Origin of the sequence: Xanthobacter tagetidis, from assembly GCF_003667445.1 — a bacterium.
Taxonomy (GTDB): domain Bacteria; phylum Pseudomonadota; class Alphaproteobacteria; order Rhizobiales; family Xanthobacteraceae; genus Xanthobacter; species Xanthobacter tagetidis.
This window is the reverse complement of the sequence record NZ_RCTF01000005.1, coordinates 1-16,404: the sequence shown is the minus strand read 5'-3', so window position 1 is coordinate 16,404 and position 16,404 is coordinate 1. Positions and strand designations below refer to the sequence as shown.

The 16,404-nt window shown below is 65.9% G+C and carries 23 protein-coding genes, 1 tRNA gene and 1 pseudogene; 17 read left to right on the top strand and 8 right to left on the bottom strand.

Going from position 1 to position 16,404, the window contains the following annotated elements; genetic code table 11:
• Position 1: 1 nt before the first annotated feature.
• Genes D9R14_RS07485 through D9R14_RS07475 form a run of 3 tightly spaced genes read left to right on the top strand, consistent with a single transcriptional unit; the run spans position 2 to position 1,343 of the window.
• The gene (locus tag D9R14_RS07485) at positions 2 to 382 is read left to right on the top strand and encodes a hypothetical protein (RefSeq protein WP_121622708.1); all 381 of its coding nucleotides are present in this window, start codon (positions 2 to 4) and stop codon (positions 380 to 382) included.
• Between the two features lie 4 nt (positions 383 to 386).
• Positions 387 to 920 carry a DUF1833 family protein gene (locus D9R14_RS07480; protein ID WP_121622707.1) on the top strand — a complete coding sequence of 178 codons (534 nt, stop codon included), beginning with the start codon at positions 387 to 389 and terminating at the stop codon, positions 918 to 920.
• 45 nt (positions 921 to 965) lie between these two features.
• Positions 966 to 1,343, top strand: a complete 378-nt coding sequence (locus D9R14_RS07475) for a DUF2513 domain-containing protein (RefSeq protein WP_121622706.1) — start codon at positions 966 to 968, stop codon at positions 1,341 to 1,343.
• 7 nt (positions 1,344 to 1,350) lie between these two features.
• Here D9R14_RS07475 and D9R14_RS22860 read toward each other — a convergent pair whose 3' ends face one another.
• Positions 1,351 to 2,205, bottom strand: a complete 855-nt coding sequence (locus tag D9R14_RS22860; RefSeq protein ID WP_147452976.1) for a DUF6694 family lipoprotein — start codon at positions 2,203 to 2,205, stop codon at positions 1,351 to 1,353.
• Between the two features lie 356 nt (positions 2,206 to 2,561).
• On the opposite strand from D9R14_RS22860, the gene D9R14_RS22855 reads away from it, so the two are divergent.
• The gene (locus D9R14_RS22855) at positions 2,562 to 2,747 is read left to right on the top strand and encodes a hypothetical protein (RefSeq protein WP_147452975.1); all 186 of its coding nucleotides are present in this window, start codon (positions 2,562 to 2,564) and stop codon (positions 2,745 to 2,747) included.
• Positions 2,747 to 3,463: a Rha family transcriptional regulator gene (locus D9R14_RS07465; RefSeq protein ID WP_121622704.1), complete on the top strand. Its 717-nt coding sequence runs from the start codon at positions 2,747 to 2,749 to the stop codon at positions 3,461 to 3,463. Before D9R14_RS22855 ends, D9R14_RS07465 begins: the two co-directional genes overlap by 1 nt.
• 55 nt (positions 3,464 to 3,518) lie before the next feature.
• On the opposite strand, the gene D9R14_RS07460 is transcribed toward D9R14_RS07465, so the two are convergent.
• Both D9R14_RS07460 and D9R14_RS07455 read right to left on the bottom strand, forming a co-directional pair.
• A complete protein-coding gene (locus D9R14_RS07460; protein WP_121622703.1) occupies positions 3,519 to 3,803 on the bottom strand; it encodes a BrnA antitoxin family protein in 285 nt (94 codons plus the stop codon).
• Entirely contained in the window at positions 3,763 to 4,149 is a 387-nt protein-coding gene (locus tag D9R14_RS07455; RefSeq protein ID WP_245420629.1) for a BrnT family toxin, read from the bottom strand. The genes D9R14_RS07460 and D9R14_RS07455 overlap by 41 nt, the downstream gene beginning before the upstream one ends.
• A gap of 11 nt (positions 4,150 to 4,160) precedes the next feature.
• Between D9R14_RS07455 and D9R14_RS22850 the strand changes: the two genes are divergently transcribed.
• The 10 genes from D9R14_RS22850 to D9R14_RS07405 all read left to right on the top strand — a co-directional run bounded on the left by D9R14_RS22850 (position 4,161) and on the right by D9R14_RS07405 (position 13,370).
• Positions 4,161 to 4,451, top strand: coding sequence for a hypothetical protein (locus D9R14_RS22850; protein WP_147452974.1), 291 nt, complete (start codon positions 4,161 to 4,163; stop codon positions 4,449 to 4,451).
• Positions 4,452 to 4,457: 6 nt separating this feature from the next.
• Positions 4,458 to 4,865, top strand: a complete 408-nt coding sequence (locus D9R14_RS07445) for a hypothetical protein (RefSeq protein WP_121622700.1) — start codon at positions 4,458 to 4,460, stop codon at positions 4,863 to 4,865.
• Positions 4,865 to 8,488, top strand: a complete 3,624-nt coding sequence (locus D9R14_RS07440) for a host specificity factor TipJ family phage tail protein (protein WP_121622699.1) — start codon at positions 4,865 to 4,867, stop codon at positions 8,486 to 8,488. Before D9R14_RS07445 ends, D9R14_RS07440 begins: the two co-directional genes overlap by 1 nt.
• On the top strand, positions 8,485 to 8,931 hold the full coding sequence (locus tag D9R14_RS07435) for a hypothetical protein (protein ID WP_121622698.1): 447 nt from the start codon (positions 8,485 to 8,487) through the stop codon (positions 8,929 to 8,931). Before D9R14_RS07440 ends, D9R14_RS07435 begins: the two co-directional genes overlap by 4 nt.
• Entirely contained in the window at positions 8,928 to 10,115 is a 1,188-nt protein-coding gene (locus tag D9R14_RS07430; RefSeq protein ID WP_121622697.1) for a DUF2793 domain-containing protein, read from the top strand. Before D9R14_RS07435 ends, D9R14_RS07430 begins: the two co-directional genes overlap by 4 nt.
• Positions 10,116 to 10,128: 13 nt before the next feature.
• Positions 10,129 to 11,361: a GDSL-type esterase/lipase family protein gene (locus tag D9R14_RS07425; protein ID WP_121622696.1), complete on the top strand. Its 1,233-nt coding sequence runs from the start codon at positions 10,129 to 10,131 to the stop codon at positions 11,359 to 11,361.
• A 34-nt stretch (positions 11,362 to 11,395) separates the two neighbouring features.
• A complete protein-coding gene (locus D9R14_RS07420) occupies positions 11,396 to 12,262 on the top strand; it encodes a glycoside hydrolase family 108 protein (RefSeq protein WP_121622695.1) in 867 nt (288 codons plus the stop codon).
• Positions 12,259 to 12,654 (top strand): hypothetical protein, encoded by a 396-nt coding sequence (locus tag D9R14_RS07415; protein WP_121622694.1) that lies wholly within the window; start codon positions 12,259 to 12,261, stop codon positions 12,652 to 12,654. Before D9R14_RS07420 ends, D9R14_RS07415 begins: the two co-directional genes overlap by 4 nt.
• A gap of 114 nt (positions 12,655 to 12,768) precedes the next feature.
• A complete protein-coding gene (locus tag D9R14_RS07410; protein WP_147452973.1) occupies positions 12,769 to 13,125 on the top strand; it encodes a hypothetical protein in 357 nt (118 codons plus the stop codon).
• A complete protein-coding gene (locus D9R14_RS07405; RefSeq protein WP_121622692.1) occupies positions 13,122 to 13,370 on the top strand; it encodes a hypothetical protein in 249 nt (82 codons plus the stop codon). Before D9R14_RS07410 ends, D9R14_RS07405 begins: the two co-directional genes overlap by 4 nt.
• A 2-nt stretch (positions 13,371 to 13,372) precedes the next feature.
• Here D9R14_RS07405 and D9R14_RS07400 read toward each other — a convergent pair whose 3' ends face one another.
• On the bottom strand, positions 13,373 to 14,092 hold the full coding sequence (locus D9R14_RS07400; RefSeq protein WP_121622691.1) for a hypothetical protein: 720 nt from the start codon (positions 14,090 to 14,092) through the stop codon (positions 13,373 to 13,375).
• Between D9R14_RS07400 and D9R14_RS07395 the strand changes: the two genes are divergently transcribed.
• Positions 14,091 to 14,330 (top strand): hypothetical protein, encoded by a 240-nt coding sequence (locus tag D9R14_RS07395; RefSeq protein WP_121622690.1) that lies wholly within the window; start codon positions 14,091 to 14,093, stop codon positions 14,328 to 14,330. The genes D9R14_RS07400 and D9R14_RS07395 overlap by 2 nt on opposite strands.
• Before the next feature lie 112 nt (positions 14,331 to 14,442).
• On the opposite strand, the gene D9R14_RS07390 is transcribed toward D9R14_RS07395, so the two are convergent.
• From D9R14_RS07390 to D9R14_RS07375, 4 genes are all read right to left on the bottom strand, one after another.
• The gene (locus D9R14_RS07390) at positions 14,443 to 14,691 is read right to left on the bottom strand and encodes a hypothetical protein (RefSeq protein WP_121622689.1); all 249 of its coding nucleotides are present in this window, start codon (positions 14,689 to 14,691) and stop codon (positions 14,443 to 14,445) included.
• 113 nt (positions 14,692 to 14,804) lie between these two features.
• The gene (locus tag D9R14_RS07385) at positions 14,805 to 15,524 is read right to left on the bottom strand and encodes an SOS response-associated peptidase (protein ID WP_121622688.1); all 720 of its coding nucleotides are present in this window, start codon (positions 15,522 to 15,524) and stop codon (positions 14,805 to 14,807) included.
• 3 nt (positions 15,525 to 15,527) lie between these two features.
• Positions 15,528 to 15,770 carry a hypothetical protein gene (locus D9R14_RS07380; RefSeq protein WP_121622687.1) on the bottom strand — a complete coding sequence of 81 codons (243 nt, stop codon included), beginning with the start codon at positions 15,768 to 15,770 and terminating at the stop codon, positions 15,528 to 15,530.
• Positions 15,771 to 15,897: 127 nt separating this feature from the next.
• Positions 15,898 to 15,972, bottom strand: a tRNA-Gln gene (locus D9R14_RS07375).
• A gap of 184 nt (positions 15,973 to 16,156) precedes the next feature.
• Here D9R14_RS07375 and D9R14_RS07370 point away from each other — a divergent pair.
• A pseudogene (locus D9R14_RS07370) lies at positions 16,157 to 16,404 on the top strand (hypothetical protein); the annotation flags it as partial.

Genomic DNA, 16,404 nt, shown 5'->3' with positions numbered 1-16,404 from the left:
CATGGCGCTCCCCACCTGGCCGACCGGGGTTCCCAACGCGCCCCTGCGCGATTCCTGGGACGTGGATCGCTTCAACGCCAACCTCGAAACGGAGATGGAGGCCGGCAACGTCCGCGTGCGCCGCCGGCCTTGGAACCTGATCGTGATGCAGTGGTCGCGGGTTCTGAACCCGACCCAGATGACGGCTTTCGAGACCTTCGTCACCACGACCATCTCCGGCGGGGCCGCGCGCTTCGCCATGAGCGTGAGCCTGGACGGGTCGACCTTCGTCACCCGCACGGTGCAGATGCGGGCGAAGTCGCTGAAGTATTCCTCCTTCGCGCCGGACCTGACGCAGGTGTCGTTCACCATGCTCGTGTTCCCGGCGTCCGTGACGAGTTGAGCCGATGAGCGATTGGGACGACGCCTGGGCCGAAGCGGAGGCTTCCACCGATCCGGCGGTAATGGTCTTCGACACGCTGGAGCTTCAGCACCCCGCGTTCATCGAGAGCGAGGCGGTGATCCCCCTGCGCTTCGTCTGCGACGTGGAGCCGCGCACGCTCACCATCGAGGATGGGGCGACGTTCAACGGCGGCGAGGCCGTGGTCTTCCAGCCCATCGCTTTCGAGGCGAGCATGCCGGAGTTCGCCGAGCAGCGCATCCCGGAAGTGCGCGTCGCGGTGGATAATGTGGCCCGCGAACTGATGCCCTACCTTGAAGCCGCCGTGGTGGTGCGCGCCGACCTGAAGGTGTTGGTGCGGCAGTATCGGGAAGACGACACCTCGGAGCCGGTCTATGGGCCGGTGGAGTTCGTCATCCGCAAGGTCACGGTGTCCGGCACGCGGGTTGAGGGCATGGCCCGGCTCGAAGACCTCACGAACATGAAGTTCCCGAGCCGGGTCTATAAGCGATCGGAGTTCTCGGCCCTCATGGTAGGGTAGACACGTTCGGCATTCGGCTGAAACGGAATAGACGAGGCCAGAAGAATGAAAAATGACGTCGAACTGACGAAGACCATCCTTCGGAAAATTCGTGATCGAGCCGATACGTCTCCAAAGGAGCTCCAGATCGAAGGGTTCGATCCGGAGCTTGTGGCGCGCCATGTGGAGCGACTTCACGACGATGGGTTGATCGTAGGGACCCGCTTCCGGACCTACGACAGTCCAGCCGACAGGGTTCTTGTTCGCGACTTGACAACTGACGGTCACCTGTTCTTGAACGCGATCGAGACGGGGGATGTCTGGGCAAGGATCAAGGCCGCGCTTAGCCCATCTGAAATTGGGTCTATCTCCCTCCGTGAGTTGGGCGATATAGCCAGAGAGTTGGCATCAAAAGCGATCAAGAAGAAGATGGGACTGGACTAAGCGCACGCTATCGCGCCGCGCCGGAGAGCGATTCTCGCTGCTTCAGTAAATTGTCGAGACGCTGCCGCTGTTCATCCATAGCCTTGCTCGACGAATTCAGGACGAGCTTTCCGTCAGGTCCTGCAAAATTCATGAGCGTTACAGTAAGGACAAGGTCTTTCCGGCCTTCTATTTCACTGTTTCCCCATCCTGAAAACCGATTCGGGGCCAGTCGCAGGGTTTTCGTTTCACCGGGCTCGATCCCGCCAGGAATTTCATAATTAAATTCCTGGTCCACCCATGGGACGGAACGCCCAGGCGTTTCCAGGATGCCGCGAGCGAACAATTTCTTGATCGCGACCGATCCATTATTTTTCACCTGGAATGAAATGGCCGGCTCGCGAGTGTACCCGCTATCGTTGATATAGAATTTTGAACCAGTGATATAGATTGCCCCAATGAGTTTCTGTGCAGCGGTGGCCTCTTGTTGATCGGCTGCTATGGCCGTCTTCAGCGTTGTTATTTCAGCGTCGATGGCGGCAATTTGTCGAATCCTCCTATCCTCGGCCTGCGTTTCAGCGATCTGGATAATTTCTTTTGCTGATTTTCCGCTTAGCGGCGCGGCCATCGTTGAAATAGCATTGGGCTTTGCAGATGCCGAGGCGGCGCCCGCGAGACCAGAAGACCGGACCATATCACCTACGGTCAAAGCTACGATCGCGTTACCGAGCTTCTTTTTTTCGTCATCGGGTAGCCCCTCGCCCATTCTCTTTATGCTGACCTGCATAGCTTCGTCGCTCGTTGTATCGAGCGTCGCGGCGGAGTCATTGCAGGCGGAAAGAAACAGGAATCCGGCGAGCGCAAGCGGGACCGCGTTGTTCAATTGGTGCCTCCCCAGGTTGAGCGCGGCACCGTAGCACCGCATTCCGGAAAGGAGGAGTCAGGCGCCGCGGTCTTTCTCGAGCATATGCAGCCCGGCCTCAACGAACGAGCGGATGGCGGCGGGCCGGGAAGGCTTAGGGTCGGGCTGGGCGGCGATCCAGTCATCAAGGATGGAAAGGACTTCCGGCCGCAAGCGGACCTGAATAGGCGTGCCTTTCCCCGTAGCGGGGCGCCCGCGCTTTTGTGGTTGCATTTTTTCCGTTGACCGGCTCATGAATTTAGGCAACCATAAATTTGCGAGCCGAGCAAGAGGGTGCAACCTCAAGCCCGGCCCTAACCCAGCCACGGGAGTGCACCATGGCAAAGGCTGCTGCCACCTCTACCACACCCCGCCGCCGTCCCGAAGACGCGGCAACCGTCGCCCTCATGCTGCTGAAGGCCTCGATCCTCGGCCCCGACCTGGGCGCCGCGCCGGTGAAGGTCGAGCCGAACCGCCCGGTGCTTGCCGGTGGCGCGGCCCGCAAGGCGAGGGAGACGGCCTGATGGGAACCGCTCTCACCCTCGCCGATCTGAACACGGCGGTGAACCACGAGCCGCGCATCGCGCACCGGCGTCTCGCTGATGCGCTGGGGTTTTCTCAGGTGCACAAGATGGGGCACCTCATCGAGCGTCACATCGAGGCGCTGCAACGGTTCGGCGGGGTTCCGTCCACGGTGGACGAAACCGGCCCCAAGGGCGGCCGCCCCGGCAAGACCTACTGGCTCAACAAGAAGCAGGCCCTCTACCTCTGCACCAAGAGCGAGACGGCCAACGCCACCGAGGTCACGATCCAGATGGTCGAGGTGTTCGACGCCTTCTTGAAGGGGGAGATGGTCGCTGCTGAAGCCATCCCTGTTCGGGCTCACATCCGGCGCCGGCCGAAGCCGGGCTTCGGGACGATCATCGCGGACACGAACGACCTCTACCCCTTCGTGGAGGAGGGGGACGAACTGGTGGTGGAGTTCACGCGGGACGCTGGCCTCGGCGCCGGGGAACCGCAGTCGCTGGTGGTGGCGGTCGATCCAGTTTCGGGCCGCCCGCGCCCCTGCTGGCTCATGCTGACCGGCGGAGGGGCGTTCGGGCCGGCCCAGATGATGCTCCGCCGCGTTGACGGGGCGTCGCTGCCGGTCCCCGCGAGCTTCCCGGTGATTGGCCGGGTGATCGGCGTGAACAAGCCGACCGCCGGCGAGAGGCGAGCGGAGTTGGCCCGCTGCGCCTGACGCTCAGAGGGCGGTTCTTCGGAGCCGCCCTTTTCCATGGAGGCGGTAGAGCCGCTCAGAGGCCCATCGCCTTCCGGAGGGCGGCGTTCATGCGCCCTTGCCAGCCTGGGCCGGAGGATTTGAGCGCGTCGAGAATGTCGGCGTCCAGGCGCACCGACACCTGCCGCTTGGGGGCCTCCACAGGTGGGCGACCTCGCGGGCGCGTCAGGGTGCCTTGCGCGGCCTTCAGCACCTTGCCGCCCTCGGCGACCTCGGCGCGCGCAAGCTGATCGGCGGTCCACTCCGGCGCGTCGTCCGGATCACGCCAGATAGGGGAGGACTTTTCGGGCTTCCTTGTCATGGCAATGCCTCATCGAGATTACGTGCCGCGCCTCGCCGCGCGGCGTCCACACCACCATCACGAGCCGGCCCCGGACAAAGCCGTAGGTCTGAAACCTCGGCTCGCCATAGTCGTGCCGATCATCCGCCAGCGTCAGGGTGCGCCCCGCGAACGCCTCGGCGCCGTCCACGTCCAGATCAAGCCCGCGATTGTCGAGCGTGGCTTGGCGCTTGGCGGGGTGGCTCGTGATCTTCATGTGATTATGTGTATCACGAAAATTCGTGATGTCAATTAATGTATCACGAAAAACATGCACGTACGGCCGCAACTCCTCTTGGTAGAGGGGCTCAACGGGCGGCTTTTCCATAGGAGACCGCCATGCTCGTTGATGAGGCCTGTTTAGTCGAAATGGGCGTAGGGCGGGCCGAGGCTGCCCATATTGCGCGCCGTGCATCGGAGGTCGGCAGATGTCGCGCTGGGATGGTGTTGGTGGGTCTGGAATTCACCGAATTTGAGGGTGGGCACTTCACCTGCGCCAGGGTCTTCGAAAATTCCGGTGATCGCCTGATCGTCGGCGGCGGTTATGCGCTCTGGCGTGGCGAGGTCATGCCCAAGGCCACCGGGCGCGTCCTGTTGGTGGGCGAGCCCGATTTTCTCAAGGTGCAATGACCGTTCATGGACCGTCCCGCCTATCTCCGCTCCCTCATCGGCCGCCCGTGGTCCTCCAGCGCCTCGTGCTGGCACCTCGCGCGGGAGGTGGAGCGGGAGATGTTCGGCCGGGAGCTACCGGATGCCGAGGTGCCGTCCCTGCCGTCCTGGCGATGGATGATCGAGAGCATCGAAGGCCACCCGGAACGCGCCCGCTGGCGCGAGGTGGAGCGCAGGCCGCACGGCCTCGTGACGGCAGCCGACGGCGCCCTCGTGCTCATGGCCCGCTCTAACCGGCCGGCCCATATCGGCGTCTGGCTCCGGCCGGAGCAAGCCATCATCCATGCGGACCAGGGGGCAGGCGTGATGCTGGAGCTTATGACCACCCTTCGCGCCCGTGGCTGGGCGCGCCTGCGGTTCTACGAGCCGATCTGATGCACGCTGCTGTCCACGTCACGCTGCCCGGCCACCAGGTCGCGCAGGCGCCGATCCGCGCCCGCGAAACGGTGAACGGATTCCTGCGCCGCACCGGCTGGAGCACGGACAAGCTGCCGACGATTTGCGTGCTCAACGGCAAGCCGCTCATGCGCGCCGATTGGGGCCGGCGCCGGCTGCGCAAGAAGGACCGTCTCGCGTTTGTCAGCAAGCCGCTCGGCGGCGGGTCGGCGCAGGGGAAGCAGATCGCCGGCCTCGTGGCGATGATCGCCCTCATGGCCCTCACGACGGTGGTGGCGGGGCCTCTGGCGGGCGTGCTGTTCGGTGGCGGCAAGCTGGCGGAGGGCATCATCGGCGCGGCCTTCATGGCCGGCGGCGCGTTTGCCATCAACACCCTGATCGCCCCGAAGGCGGGCGGCCAGGACGACGACCCCGGCCAGATCTACAGCTTCGGCACGCAGTCCAACTCCGCCCGCGTGCTCCAGACCATCCCGGTCTCCTATGGCCGAGTGAAGCGCGCCCCAGACTATGCCGCGGTGCCGTGGTCGGAATACCTCGGAAACGAACAGTTCCTGCACGTGGTGCTGGTCGACGGCTTGGGCAAGTACGAGCGCCACCAGATCCTTGTTGACGACACGGTGCTCTGGGATAGCGGCACGGGGATCAACTCCGAATTCAGTGGCGTCTCAATCGACTTCTATGAGCCAGGCGAGGAGATCACGTCCTTCCCGCTGAACGTGGCGACCGCCGCGGAAGTGGCTGGCCAGGAGCTTCCCGACGACCTGGAATGGGTGGGCGGTTTCATCGCCAACGCGGCCGGCACCACGGCCACCCATCTCGCGATCGATATTGGGTTCCCGGGCGGTCTCAATCAGGTCAATTCGTCGGGCGGCTTGTCCCCGGTGTTCGTGCCCATCACGGCGCAATATCGCCCGGTGGACGATCTTGGCGCGCCAACGGGCGATTGGGCCACGCTCTTCACTCAAGCTTATGGGGGGCAGACCACAAAGCCGAAGCGGTTCAGCCGCAAGGTGGCGGTCGCCCCAGGCCGGTATGAGGTCCGGTTGCGCCGGAACAATGATTCCAGCGCTGAAAGCAACATCACGGACGCTGTGGCCTGGGCGGGCCTGCGCGCCTACCTGACCGGGCCGCAGTCGTTTACCGGAGTGTCCGTGACCGCGATCACCATGCGGGCGACGCAGCAGCTCACGAGCGCGGCGGCGCAGCGCATGTCCGTCATCTCCACCCGCATCCTACCGGTGTGGAACGGCTCCGCATGGGTGGAGCAGGCGACGCGCTCTCCGGCCTGGGCGATGTGGGACATCGCGACCAATGAGGACTACGGCGCCCGGCGCGCGATTTCCAAGGTGGACCTCCAGTCCATCCTCGCCCTCGACGCCGGCGCGACCACGCGCGGCGACTGCTTCGACTTCACCTTTTCCTCGGCCATGGGCGTTCCGGAGGCGCTCGACACGGCGCTCCGCGTCACCCGCGCCAAGCACAGGTGGGCGGGCGACGTGCTCACGCTGGTGCGTGACGAGTGGCGCGACGTGCCGTCCATGATGCTGACGGACCAGGAGATCGTGCGGGGCTCGCTCTCCGTCGAATACCTGATGCAGCCGGAGGATTCCGCCGACGCAGTGATCCTGGAATACATCGATGAGAGCGTTTGGCAGCCGGCCGAGGTGCAGGTGCCCACCGACTATGCGACGGACTATCCGGTGCGCATCCAGCTCCCCGGCATCGTCCAGCGGGCGCAGGCGTACCGCGAGGCGCAGTTTCTCTATCGGCAGTCGCAATACCGCCGGGTGCGGCCCACGCTGGAGACGGAGCACGATGGCCGCCTCGTGTCGATGGGCGACCATCTCCTTGTCCAGTCCGACATCCCCGGCGCATGGGGCGCGGCCGGCAAGGTGGTGGCCGAGGATGAGGGCACCTTGACGCTGGAGCCGGCCCCGGTGTGGGCGGAGAGCGGACAGCACTACATCTCGATCCGCAACAAGTTCGGCGGCGCCTTCGGCCCGGTCAAGTGCGACCGCGGCGAGACGGACGCCGATTGCATTCTCGACCCGACCGACCTTGCCTTGGTGGAGACGCAGCAGGAAACGACCCTGGCCGAGGTTCTGGCGCGCTCGCCCGGCGCCGAGCATCCGTCCTATGCGCACGGGCTCGGCACCGCCTGGCAGCGGCGCTGCATCGCGATGACCGGCGCGCCGAGCGGCGATCGGGTGCAGCTTGTCCTCGTGGTGGACGATGAGCGCGTGCACGAAAGCAGCGGCAGCCCGGATGCCCTGCCGGCCCTCCCCACGCTGCGCCTGCCGCGCGCGCCCGTGGTCGGCGGGCTGGTGGCCAAGATCGAGCAAGGGCTGATCGAGCCGGCGCTTTCCGCCTCGTGGTGGCCGGCCGCTGGCGCGCTCTATTACGTCGCTCAGGTCTCCTATGACGACGGGGACACGTGGGAGACGCTCGCGGAGAGCCGGGACGCCGAGGCCACGTGGGTGGTGGAGCCCCGCGCCCTCAAGCTGCGCGTCGCCGCCGTGGGCTCGTCCAAGGGGCCGTGGCAGACCATCGACGTTGCGGCGCCGGACATCACCTATGAGATGGTCGAGGTCACGGTCTCCAATTTCGAGGCGTCCCTGCGGGCCGAATTCGAGCGCGTGGCCGGCGAGCAGCAGGACTATTTCGAGGCCCTGTCCGACGCCCTCGCCATGGTGCAGGCGGACATTTCGGCGCGGACCTATTCGACCTATGTGGATGAGCGCACCTCGCGCGTCGCGGCGATAGCGGGCGTGCGGGCGGAGTTCTACGAGCAGTTGCTTCTCGCCGTCGGCCCGGACAGCGCGCTCGCGGCGCAGGTCACGGCCCTCTCTGTTCAGGTGGGCGATGTCGCGGCGAGCCTGACCATCTCCGGCGTCGCCCGCGCCGGGTGGGGCTCGGCGACCGTGGCCTATGACATCGCGGCCAAGGTGGAGGCGGACGGCGAGTTCTACTCCTCCGGCCTGCGCGTCGGCCTCGTGCCTGACGGCATGGGCGGCTACACGGGCGCGGTCTACGTGATCGCGGACCAGTTCGTCGTGGGCAACGCGGCGGGCGATACGTTCTTTCCGCTTTTCACGATCAGTGGTGGGAATGCCTATCTCGACGGCAACCTCATGCTCTCGGGAACGCTCTACGCCAACCGCATCCGAACCAACGATATCGACACGGATCGCATCGCGCCCAATGCGATCACGGCCTTCGACTCCTACTACAACGATTATGCCGGTTCGGGCGGTGGAACCTTCAGCGGGGCGCGGCAATTCGCCGACGTTACTCTGAACCGCACGGCGAGCACCACTGCGCAGATCACGATTGACGTGCAGATCAGGCACACCGGCGCCGCGAACCCGAGCGCAGGGTCTATTCAGGTGCGCCGTGTGATCTCTGGCGTCTCCACGACCGTCAAGACGATGTTTTTCTTCGCGGACTCGATTGGCGTTGCCTACACGTCGCAGCATATTTTCAACTATTATGACTTCGACAACGTATCTGGATCGGTCGATTACGAGATTTGGCTTGTGACTTCGACCTATGAACAGGTCTTCCGTCAGGTCTTTGTGACGGGTCAGGAGACCAAGCGATGAAATTCATCGTGTACGACCTCATCACAGGCGAAATCCTCCACGGCGGCTCGGCGGCAAACGTCGAGCGGTGCTTGGGGCGCGTCACCTGCGGGCAGCACGAGGTAATCCGCTTTGTCGACGCCAACCCAGCCGAGCACTATGTGGTCGATGACCAGATCGTGCCGCGCCCGGCGCTCGATCTCCCGCCCGTCGCGACTGTCAGCCCGGCGCGGTGCGCGGATGACCTGACCCCGCTGCCGACCGTGTACGCCCCGCCCGGTGATGAGCCCGTCGCGGTTCTCTCCGGCCTGCCGGAAGGAACGGTGGTGGAGATGCGCGGCGAGCCTGTCCCGGTGGTGGATGGCGTCGTGTCCATCGTGCCGCAGACGACTGATCTGCATGTGGCCCCGCCCTTCCCCTGGCGCAGCGCCGACGTGCGCGTGATCCTGGAGCCCAGCGAATGACTTTCGCGATGACCTATGCCGCTGGAACCATCAGCGTCGCCAACGGCTCGACCGCCGTCACCGGCTCCGGCGTGACGTGGACGACCATCCGCGAGGGCGACTCCCTCATCGATCCCGCGACCGGAGCGCGCGGCATCATCGCCTCAATCGAGGACACCTCCGGCGCGCTGACGCTGCTCGATCCTTGGCCCGGAACGAGCCTCACCAGCGACCCCTACCGCATCGTCTATGACAGCCCCGCGCGCCGCTCTGGCGTGTCGGTCTCGGCTGCGGTGGAGGAGTTGGTCGCCAACCAAGTGCTGCTCCTTTCCCGCCGCGCCGATTACCTGGTGACCGACGCGCTCTTGGACATGCCGCCCGGCTCTCCCACGGTAGGAGATGTCTACCTGATCGGTTCCTCGCCGAGCGCCGCGTGGTCCGGAAAGGCCGGATACCTCGCCACATGGACTGCGGCGGCGGCCTGGGCATTCACCGCGCCTGAAGCCGGCATGCGCGTGGTGGATTTGAGTGTTGACCCGCCCGCCTTCTATTTTCGCGGCACCTCCGCCTGGACCATAGAGGCGGTCCCGGCCTCCGGCGTCGTCGCCGGAACCTACGGCAGCGCGACCGAGTCCCCGGTGCTCACCATCGGCGCCGACGGGCGCGTGACGGACGCGAGCACCGCGAAGACCGCTGGCAAGCGCACGATTACTGTGCCAGCCCCGCAGTTCACCGGATTCGGCGCCTCCGCCGGCACTGTGGCGCCCGCAGCGGGCTTTACCTATCCGAGTGTCAATTTCGACTCGACCATCCTGGAATACGCAGTCGCACTGCTTCCGATGCCGAAGTCGTGGGATGGCGGTTCGTTAATTTGCAAGATTGGGTGGGCGCCGTCAGATAGCAACTCTGGCGGTGTTGTTTGGGGTATACAGGCAGCCATCACAAATCCGGCTGATAGCACCAACACATTGGCGCTGGCGTTCGGCACTGCTCAGGCGGTTGCTTCCCCGGCGCCGGGGAATGCGAACCGTCTGCAAGTCGCAACCCCACCTGCCGTGACCGCGTCTGGCACGCTGGCGGCGGATGGTGTGCTCCGCCTGCAAATCGTGCGCTACCCGTCCGACGCGTCCGACACCTACGGCGCCGATGCCAAGCTCATGTACGTCCAGGTGACCTACACCGAGGACGCGGCCACCGACGACTGATCGGACATCGCCCATGCCCTCCCTTTCCCTCTCCCTCTCTCTTTCCAGCCTCGCTGTCCTCGGCGGGGGGCGCTCGCCCACCCTGTCGATCATGGGCAACCGCAATGCCTTGGCGACGGCGACGCGGACGGCGCAGTATTTCGCGAGCGCGATCATCCGCAAGAATGGTCCTCGGCCCATCAAAAGGGTGAGGGCCGTTCTTCCGTGGTGGTACGTCAACCTGACGGAAGACGAGGTCGGCCCTGGTGCCGGGTGCACGTGGTGGTGCTGGGTGGAGTACCCTGTTGGGGGGACGGCGGTCGCGCTGGCGCATGGCGGGTCGACGACCCTCACGGCGGCCGATCTTTCCAACGCCTGGGCCGAGGCCGACATCGACATCCCGGCCGGGGCCTACTATCGCGTCCATCTCAAGATCGACCGGGGGGCCTCGGGCCTGATCCCGCAGAACACGCACGCGGCGGCCATCACCTCGGATCGGTATGCGCTCACGACGAATGCGCAAAACTACACGCCCGGCTCTGCCACGTCCGCCGGCACTTCGGCAGGCGTAAACGCGGTCACGCCGATCCTGCTCGGTTATAGCACGGACACCACGCCTGCATTTATCGGTGTTGGCGATAGTATTCTGCACGCCATCGGGCTCCGTTCTGACTGGTCTACTGGTGCGGATGCTGACGGCAACATCAGCTATTGGGACAAGCTGGTCTGCCAGTCGAGCTATGACTGCCTCAATTTCGGGCGCTCCGGATCGCAGGCCAGCGTGCTCTATAACAGCGGCAACCCGGCGAAAATGGCTAAGCGCCTGGAAATTATGGCGATGTGCGGCCTCCGCCCGATCGTCGTCAACGAATTGGGGCACAACGACCTAGGGGCCTCCATCTCGGCCTTGCAGGGCTACACCGAGGGCCTCAACAGTTTCTGGGCGTCGATCGCGCGCGAAACGATCATGACCACGCTCACCCCGTGGACTGGGAATCCTTTCGACGCTGGTACGCAGGCTGATCTCTCCAGCGGCAAGATCGCGACCTACAATGCACTGGTTCGCGGCGGCTCCATTGCTGGCGCGAGCACCTCGAAATACATCGACCTCAACGCGGCAACGCGGCTGGGTTCGAACGAACTGCTCTGGAATACAGTCGGCGGCAACTATACCGGCGACGGCATCCACCCCAATGCCTATGGCGACAATCAGGCCGCAGCGACCCTGCGGACGCTGACCAGCGATATGGCCACCATCGCCGCCTGAGCGCGGCCCACTCCTGACAATCTGAGAGGTCCCCATGGTTGCGAGCAATTTCGCGCCGTCGCTGGCGGCTGTCCTGGTGCACGAGGGCGGCTACTTCAACCATCCCCGCGACCCCGGCGGCCCCACCATGAAGGGCGTCATCAAGCGGGTCTATGACGACTATCGCCGGTCCAAGGGCCTGCCCACGCGTGACGTGCGGCAGCTTGAGGAAAGCGAGCTGCAGGAGATCTACCGCCGGCGCTATTGGGACCTGATCCAGGGCGACAAGCTGCCCGCCGGCATCGACTACGTGGTGTTCGACGGCGCCGTGAATTCCGGCCCGGCGCAGGCCACCAAGTGGCTGCAGCGCGCGCTCGGCATCGCGGCGGACGGCGTGCTTGGCCCGGCGACGCTCGCCGCGCTGGAGCGTGCGGAGGACCACGACGCGGTCATCGCCGATATCCAGGCCCGCCGGCTCGCCATGCTGAAGAACCTCAAGACCTGGGACGTGTTCGGCAAGGGATGGGGTCGCCGCGTTGCCGAGGCGAAGCAGCTCGGGCAGGCCATCGCCTCCGGCTCGGTGCACCTGCCGATGCCCACGGCCACGGCTTGCGGCAAGGCCTATGCCTCGTCCGCCAAGTCGCCTCCGCCGAAGGCCATCGGCGACGCGCTCGCCGCCGGCGGCACCGTGACCACGGGCATCACCACGGCGACCGATGCGCTCACGCCCCTGGCCGACAAGAGCGACACCGCGGCGACCGTGCTCATGATCCTCATGGTGGTCGGCGCGCTCGTGGGTGTCCTCGGCTTCGTCTATCGCGAGTGGGCGAAGGCCAAGGCGGCGGAGATCATGGACGCCCTCGACCTCAATGCGCCGGACCTCGGCACCTCGGCCGAGCCGGACGGTGCGGTGCCGGCATGACCGCGCTCGTCGCCCTCCTCTCCGCCAAGTGGGCGGCGGCGCTCGGCCTCGGCTGGGCGCTGCCGGCCGCTGCGGCGGGTGTGAGCCTCGTTGCGACGCTGCTGTGCGGCGGGGACTGGTGGCTCGCGCTGATCGTCTCGGCCGGCGTCGCCGGCTTCGTGGCGCTCTGGTCGGCGCTCGGCCTCAAGCCGGCCTTGGCCTGGCTCGCCGGCGCCGCGGCCCTCGCCATCCATCATCTCGGCGTGCGCAAGGGCGCCGCTCAACAGGCCACAAAGGAGCGGGCCAATGCAGACCGTGCCGTCCAGCAGGCGGAGCGCGCGCGCGCTGACGCTGATCGCCGCAATTCTGACCCTGAGCGCCTGCGCGACGACGACGGGTTCCGGCGGGACTGACGTTTTCTGCCGCGCGGCGAAGCCGGTGCGGTGGTCCGTCAGGGACAGCGACGACACCATACGTCAGGCCAAGGCCCACAACGCCGTTGGGCGCAAGCTGTGCGGGTGGCGCTGATGGCCGATCTTCCGCCCGATCCCACCGTGCTCGGCGTCAAGCTGGCGCACCTTCTCGCCGGCGCCGCCGGCGGCCTGGCGCGCTCACTCACCCGGCCCGGCGGCTCGCCTCTGCGCCATCTCTCGACGGCTGTGGTGGGCACCATCGTCGCCGGCTACTGCACGCCGGCGGGCGCCGCCTTTGCCGCGCGCTACCTCGCCTCGCCGGAGATCAGCCCGGCGTCCTTTGAGGGGATGGTGGGCTTTGTGCTCGGCCTCATCGGCATGAGCCTGTGCGACGCGCTAATGCGCTGGGCGCGCATCTGGCGCGACGGCTCGCCGCCGACCCTGCCGCCCTTGCCGCCGCTCCTCAAATGAGCGGCGGCCCGACGCCGCATCCCGATGTCGGCCCCTATATCGTGCGGACGCCCGGCCGGGTGGAACTGGTGGTGCCGCTCGCCGATGGCGACGGGCGCCAGGTTCTGCGCGTCCCGCTCCGCCGGCGCACGGGCCTGATGATGGCGGCCGACCTGGTGGCGGCGGCGCGGGACGACTGGTGCGAGCCGCGCCGCGCGCCGGAGGATGCCGCGCCGGAGCCGTTCATCGGCTTCGCGGGAGAGTAAGCCTAAGCGCTCTCCCACATCGCAGCTATGAAGCGGCAAGCATTCTCCATATCAGCCATTCGGCGGGTGACGGCGGGCGGGGCGATGAAAACTTCGCCATGCTGCACGTCGATCGACATGCAAAGCCGGTTGGATACGGTCCGAGTGCCGGCGAAGTGGTCCCCGATATGGCGGCTCGCCATGGTCGCCACGTAGAGGCCCATTTCACGCCTTTTGTCCCGCGCCGCATCACTGTCGCCGACATCCTGCGTCAGGCGAAGGACAGCCCCACCGATCTGGTGCGCGCCGCCTCGCGCCACACCGTGCACCAGCAACTCGGCTCGGATTGAAACTTCAACGCCGGCCAGGTTGATCTTGGGCTGATCGGGCGGGGCGGCATGGAAGTCGAAAGCCCCCAAGGAGTTCTGCATCTGCTGGAGTGCATGCAGCACCTCGATCGACTGACGTGCGTCATCCTGGCGGAGCGGGCTCTCCGCTGGATCGGAGGCGCGCTGATCGAACATCGCCTCGGCTGCGACGATGTGATTCACAGTGCGTAGAGGATCCGCCAAGTATGCTGTAACAACCGGTCGAACGTCGCGGTACCGGATGATCGGAGCGGCTGGCGGCGTCTTCGCCCGGCGGATGATGCCCATCCGCGCGGTGTCCGATGAAACCATGAACTGAGCCAGATCGTTGACGGATATGCGCGGCGTTGGCCGCTGAGCCGGAGCACGGACCATGGATGATATCCTCGGAAGCGCCAAGCTGGGCAATGGCCGCAGTATTCACGTAGCGACGCTTTCCCGTCAAACGATTATTGACGCAGGAGCACAACACCTTGGGTTCGGTGGCTACTTCCTTTTTGAAGTGGCGAGCGATCAGGCAGTAGGCAGCATCGATGTGCTGGGAAAGGTGGCCTCGCTCGAAGCAGCATTCCGGCTGCTGGATATTTGGCAGGAGCATCGCGTCGCCGCATAGGCGGCGGGGAGTGAGCCGGGCGCGCCGCGGGGGAGCGACCGCCCGACTCCCCGCCTACCCGGTCAGGGCTTGGATAGGCGCGGAGCAGATTACCGGGATAGGGCCTATCGCGCTACCCTGCGCAGAAATCCAAAAAGGGGTTCGCGTTCCGCACCGCCTCGAAGCGCGCCATGATCTCTTGGTGGTGGGTGAGCGCGGCGCCGTCTGCCTGCGCTGCGCCCCCGCCATGTACCTGGATGGTCCAATTGTAGCGGGGCTCGCTGTCGTCGCGCACCACGATGATGGTGCCGGGCGGGAGAGGGCCGATCTGACGGCGTAGCGCATTCTCAATAGCCGTGCGGGCGTCGGCTGGGGTCATCATGGGGATAGCCTCAGGCGAAAGCGGAGCAGCACCGAGATCGTTGCACCTTCCTCCCTCGTGAGGCAACCATAGCCCGTGCCCCGCTCTCCTCCGGCAGGGCGGCTTTTGCCGCTTCAGGCCTCGTCTTTCCGTATCCCGCGCGCCACAATTTGCAGGGCGCCGGCGGGCAGGGGACGTTGCAGCGCCTTGGCGTCCTCCCATGGCGCGTTCATCCATGTGTCGATCTCCGCAGCCTCCCTAAGGATCACTGGCATCGCCTTGGGGTGCACGCTCGCGACGGGCTCACTCGGCTCGCAGGTGAGGAAGCCGTAAATGTCGAGTGTCTCCACGCCCGTCTTGATCTTCCGCACCGAGGTCCAGCCGCCCGCCCAGATGCCGGCAAAGAAGGCCAGCGGCCGCTCTTCCGACAGCGCGAACCAGATGTCGCCGCCGGCGGCCTTGTTGTGCTCGCTGAAGCTGGTGAAGGGCACAAGGCAGCGGTGCGCCGGCGCGAGCCAGCGCTGCCAGTGGCGACTCGCGGTGTTGCGGATGTTCGTGGTGCCGCTGTCCGGCTCCAGCCGCAGCAGCTCCTTGAAGTCCACCTCCTGGCCCTTGGCCTCGAGCTTCGCCGCCCGCTTCTTCGCCGCCTCCATCAGCGCGAATTGCGAAGAGGGCATGCCCCAGCGCGCCATCGCCAGCTCGCGCACCCCATCTGCTCCCGTCCGCACGATCGGCGCGGAATAGTCCGGGAAGATGCCGGGCAGGGGAGGCAGGTTGCCCGTCGTGTCGCGCATGGCGCGCGAGAGCGCGAGGATCGCCGCCTGCCCCTTGGTGAGCGAGTACAGATTGCACATTGGTCACCTCGGATACCGGAAGCCCTGCACGTAGCCCAAAGCGTCCGTCATTCGGCCGAGCTCGGCGGATGCCTCCTCCGGCGATAGCGGCGCCCCGCAGCGCTGACACCTATAGCGAATTCGCCTCACCGGGATATCCGGAAGGTACTCCAGCCAAAGGTGCACCGTCATCTGGCAGTGGTAGACCGCCAGGTATTCGTAGCCGGCGGCGCGGGCCTGGCGAGGGGTGAGGTCGGCGGGGTCCATGGGCCTGAGCCTATGGCAGAACGAAAAGGGAACAAGATGTGCCGACTCCTGTGCGTCCGGAATTCTCCGTCTGTTCTGTCAGGTCCGGATTGTCGCAGGCGTACTGGTTTGATTATGCGCAGGAAAATGGCTGGGGCGGGAGGATTCGAACCTCCGAATGGGGGAATCAAAATCCCCTGCCTTACCACTTGGCTACGCCCCAACGCGGCGGCGGAACATATCTTCGGTCGGGCGGCATGTCCAACTGCCGGCGGCGGCCGTCCACCGGCCGTTGCGTCAGGTCGAAAAGCGGCGGCCGGACTGCATTCTGGCATCGATTTTCCACCGCATTGTGCAGTAGGTTGCAGCGCTGCGCAGATCGCGCGGCCTTTCGGGGAGAGCGCGCAATGACGTTGCGCATCGCACTTTATGGCGCCGCCTGCGGCGCCGCCCTCGCCATGAGCCTGCCCGCCGCCGCCGAGACGCCCTCCCGCCAGCAGCAATGCGCCGCGGAATGGAGCAAGGCGAAGGATGCCGGCAAGGTTCCGGATGGCATGACCTGGCCGAAGTTCTACAGCGAATGTGCCGCCCGCCTCGGCGCGGCTGCGGCCGGAGCCGGCGCCGCACCGTCCGCGGCGCCGCCGGCGGCCGCGCC

What these genes read in the sequence shown, in the direction of transcription:
- D9R14_RS07485 (WP_121622708.1), top strand. Translation starts at nt 2, where the DNA reads ATGGCGCTCCCCACCTGGCCGACCGGGGTTCCCAACGCGCCCCTGCGC.
- D9R14_RS07480 (WP_121622707.1), top strand. Translation starts at nt 387, where the DNA reads ATGAGCGATTGGGACGACGCCTGGGCCGAAGCGGAGGCTTCCACCGAT.
- D9R14_RS07475 (WP_121622706.1), top strand. Translation starts at nt 966, where the DNA reads ATGAAAAATGACGTCGAACTGACGAAGACCATCCTTCGGAAAATTCGT.
- D9R14_RS22855 (WP_147452975.1), top strand. Translation starts at nt 2,562, where the DNA reads ATGGCAAAGGCTGCTGCCACCTCTACCACACCCCGCCGCCGTCCCGAA.
- D9R14_RS07465 (WP_121622704.1), top strand. Translation starts at nt 2,747, where the DNA reads ATGGGAACCGCTCTCACCCTCGCCGATCTGAACACGGCGGTGAACCAC.
- D9R14_RS07460 (WP_121622703.1), bottom strand. Translation starts at nt 3,803, where the DNA reads ATGACAAGGAAGCCCGAAAAGTCCTCCCCTATCTGGCGTGATCCGGAC.
- D9R14_RS07455 (WP_245420629.1), bottom strand. Translation starts at nt 4,149, where the DNA reads ATGGAAAAGCCGCCCGTTGAGCCCCTCTACCAAGAGGAGTTGCGGCCG.
- D9R14_RS22850 (WP_147452974.1), top strand. Translation starts at nt 4,161, where the DNA reads ATGCTCGTTGATGAGGCCTGTTTAGTCGAAATGGGCGTAGGGCGGGCC.
- D9R14_RS07445 (WP_121622700.1), top strand. Translation starts at nt 4,458, where the DNA reads ATGGACCGTCCCGCCTATCTCCGCTCCCTCATCGGCCGCCCGTGGTCC.
- D9R14_RS07440 (WP_121622699.1), top strand. Translation starts at nt 4,865, where the DNA reads ATGCACGCTGCTGTCCACGTCACGCTGCCCGGCCACCAGGTCGCGCAG.
- D9R14_RS07435 (WP_121622698.1), top strand. Translation starts at nt 8,485, where the DNA reads ATGAAATTCATCGTGTACGACCTCATCACAGGCGAAATCCTCCACGGC.
- D9R14_RS07430 (WP_121622697.1), top strand. Translation starts at nt 8,928, where the DNA reads ATGACTTTCGCGATGACCTATGCCGCTGGAACCATCAGCGTCGCCAAC.
- D9R14_RS07425 (WP_121622696.1), top strand. Translation starts at nt 10,129, where the DNA reads ATGCCCTCCCTTTCCCTCTCCCTCTCTCTTTCCAGCCTCGCTGTCCTC.
- D9R14_RS07420 (WP_121622695.1), top strand. Translation starts at nt 11,396, where the DNA reads ATGGTTGCGAGCAATTTCGCGCCGTCGCTGGCGGCTGTCCTGGTGCAC.
- D9R14_RS07415 (WP_121622694.1), top strand. Translation starts at nt 12,259, where the DNA reads ATGACCGCGCTCGTCGCCCTCCTCTCCGCCAAGTGGGCGGCGGCGCTC.
- D9R14_RS07410 (WP_147452973.1), top strand. Translation starts at nt 12,769, where the DNA reads ATGGCCGATCTTCCGCCCGATCCCACCGTGCTCGGCGTCAAGCTGGCG.
- D9R14_RS07405 (WP_121622692.1), top strand. Translation starts at nt 13,122, where the DNA reads ATGAGCGGCGGCCCGACGCCGCATCCCGATGTCGGCCCCTATATCGTG.
- D9R14_RS07395 (WP_121622690.1), top strand. Translation starts at nt 14,091, where the DNA reads ATGGATGATATCCTCGGAAGCGCCAAGCTGGGCAATGGCCGCAGTATT.
- D9R14_RS07400 (WP_121622691.1), bottom strand. Translation starts at nt 14,092, where the DNA reads ATGGTCCGTGCTCCGGCTCAGCGGCCAACGCCGCGCATATCCGTCAAC.
- D9R14_RS07390 (WP_121622689.1), bottom strand. Translation starts at nt 14,691, where the DNA reads ATGATGACCCCAGCCGACGCCCGCACGGCTATTGAGAATGCGCTACGC.
- D9R14_RS07385 (WP_121622688.1), bottom strand. Translation starts at nt 15,524, where the DNA reads ATGTGCAATCTGTACTCGCTCACCAAGGGGCAGGCGGCGATCCTCGCG.
- D9R14_RS07380 (WP_121622687.1), bottom strand. Translation starts at nt 15,770, where the DNA reads ATGGACCCCGCCGACCTCACCCCTCGCCAGGCCCGCGCCGCCGGCTAC.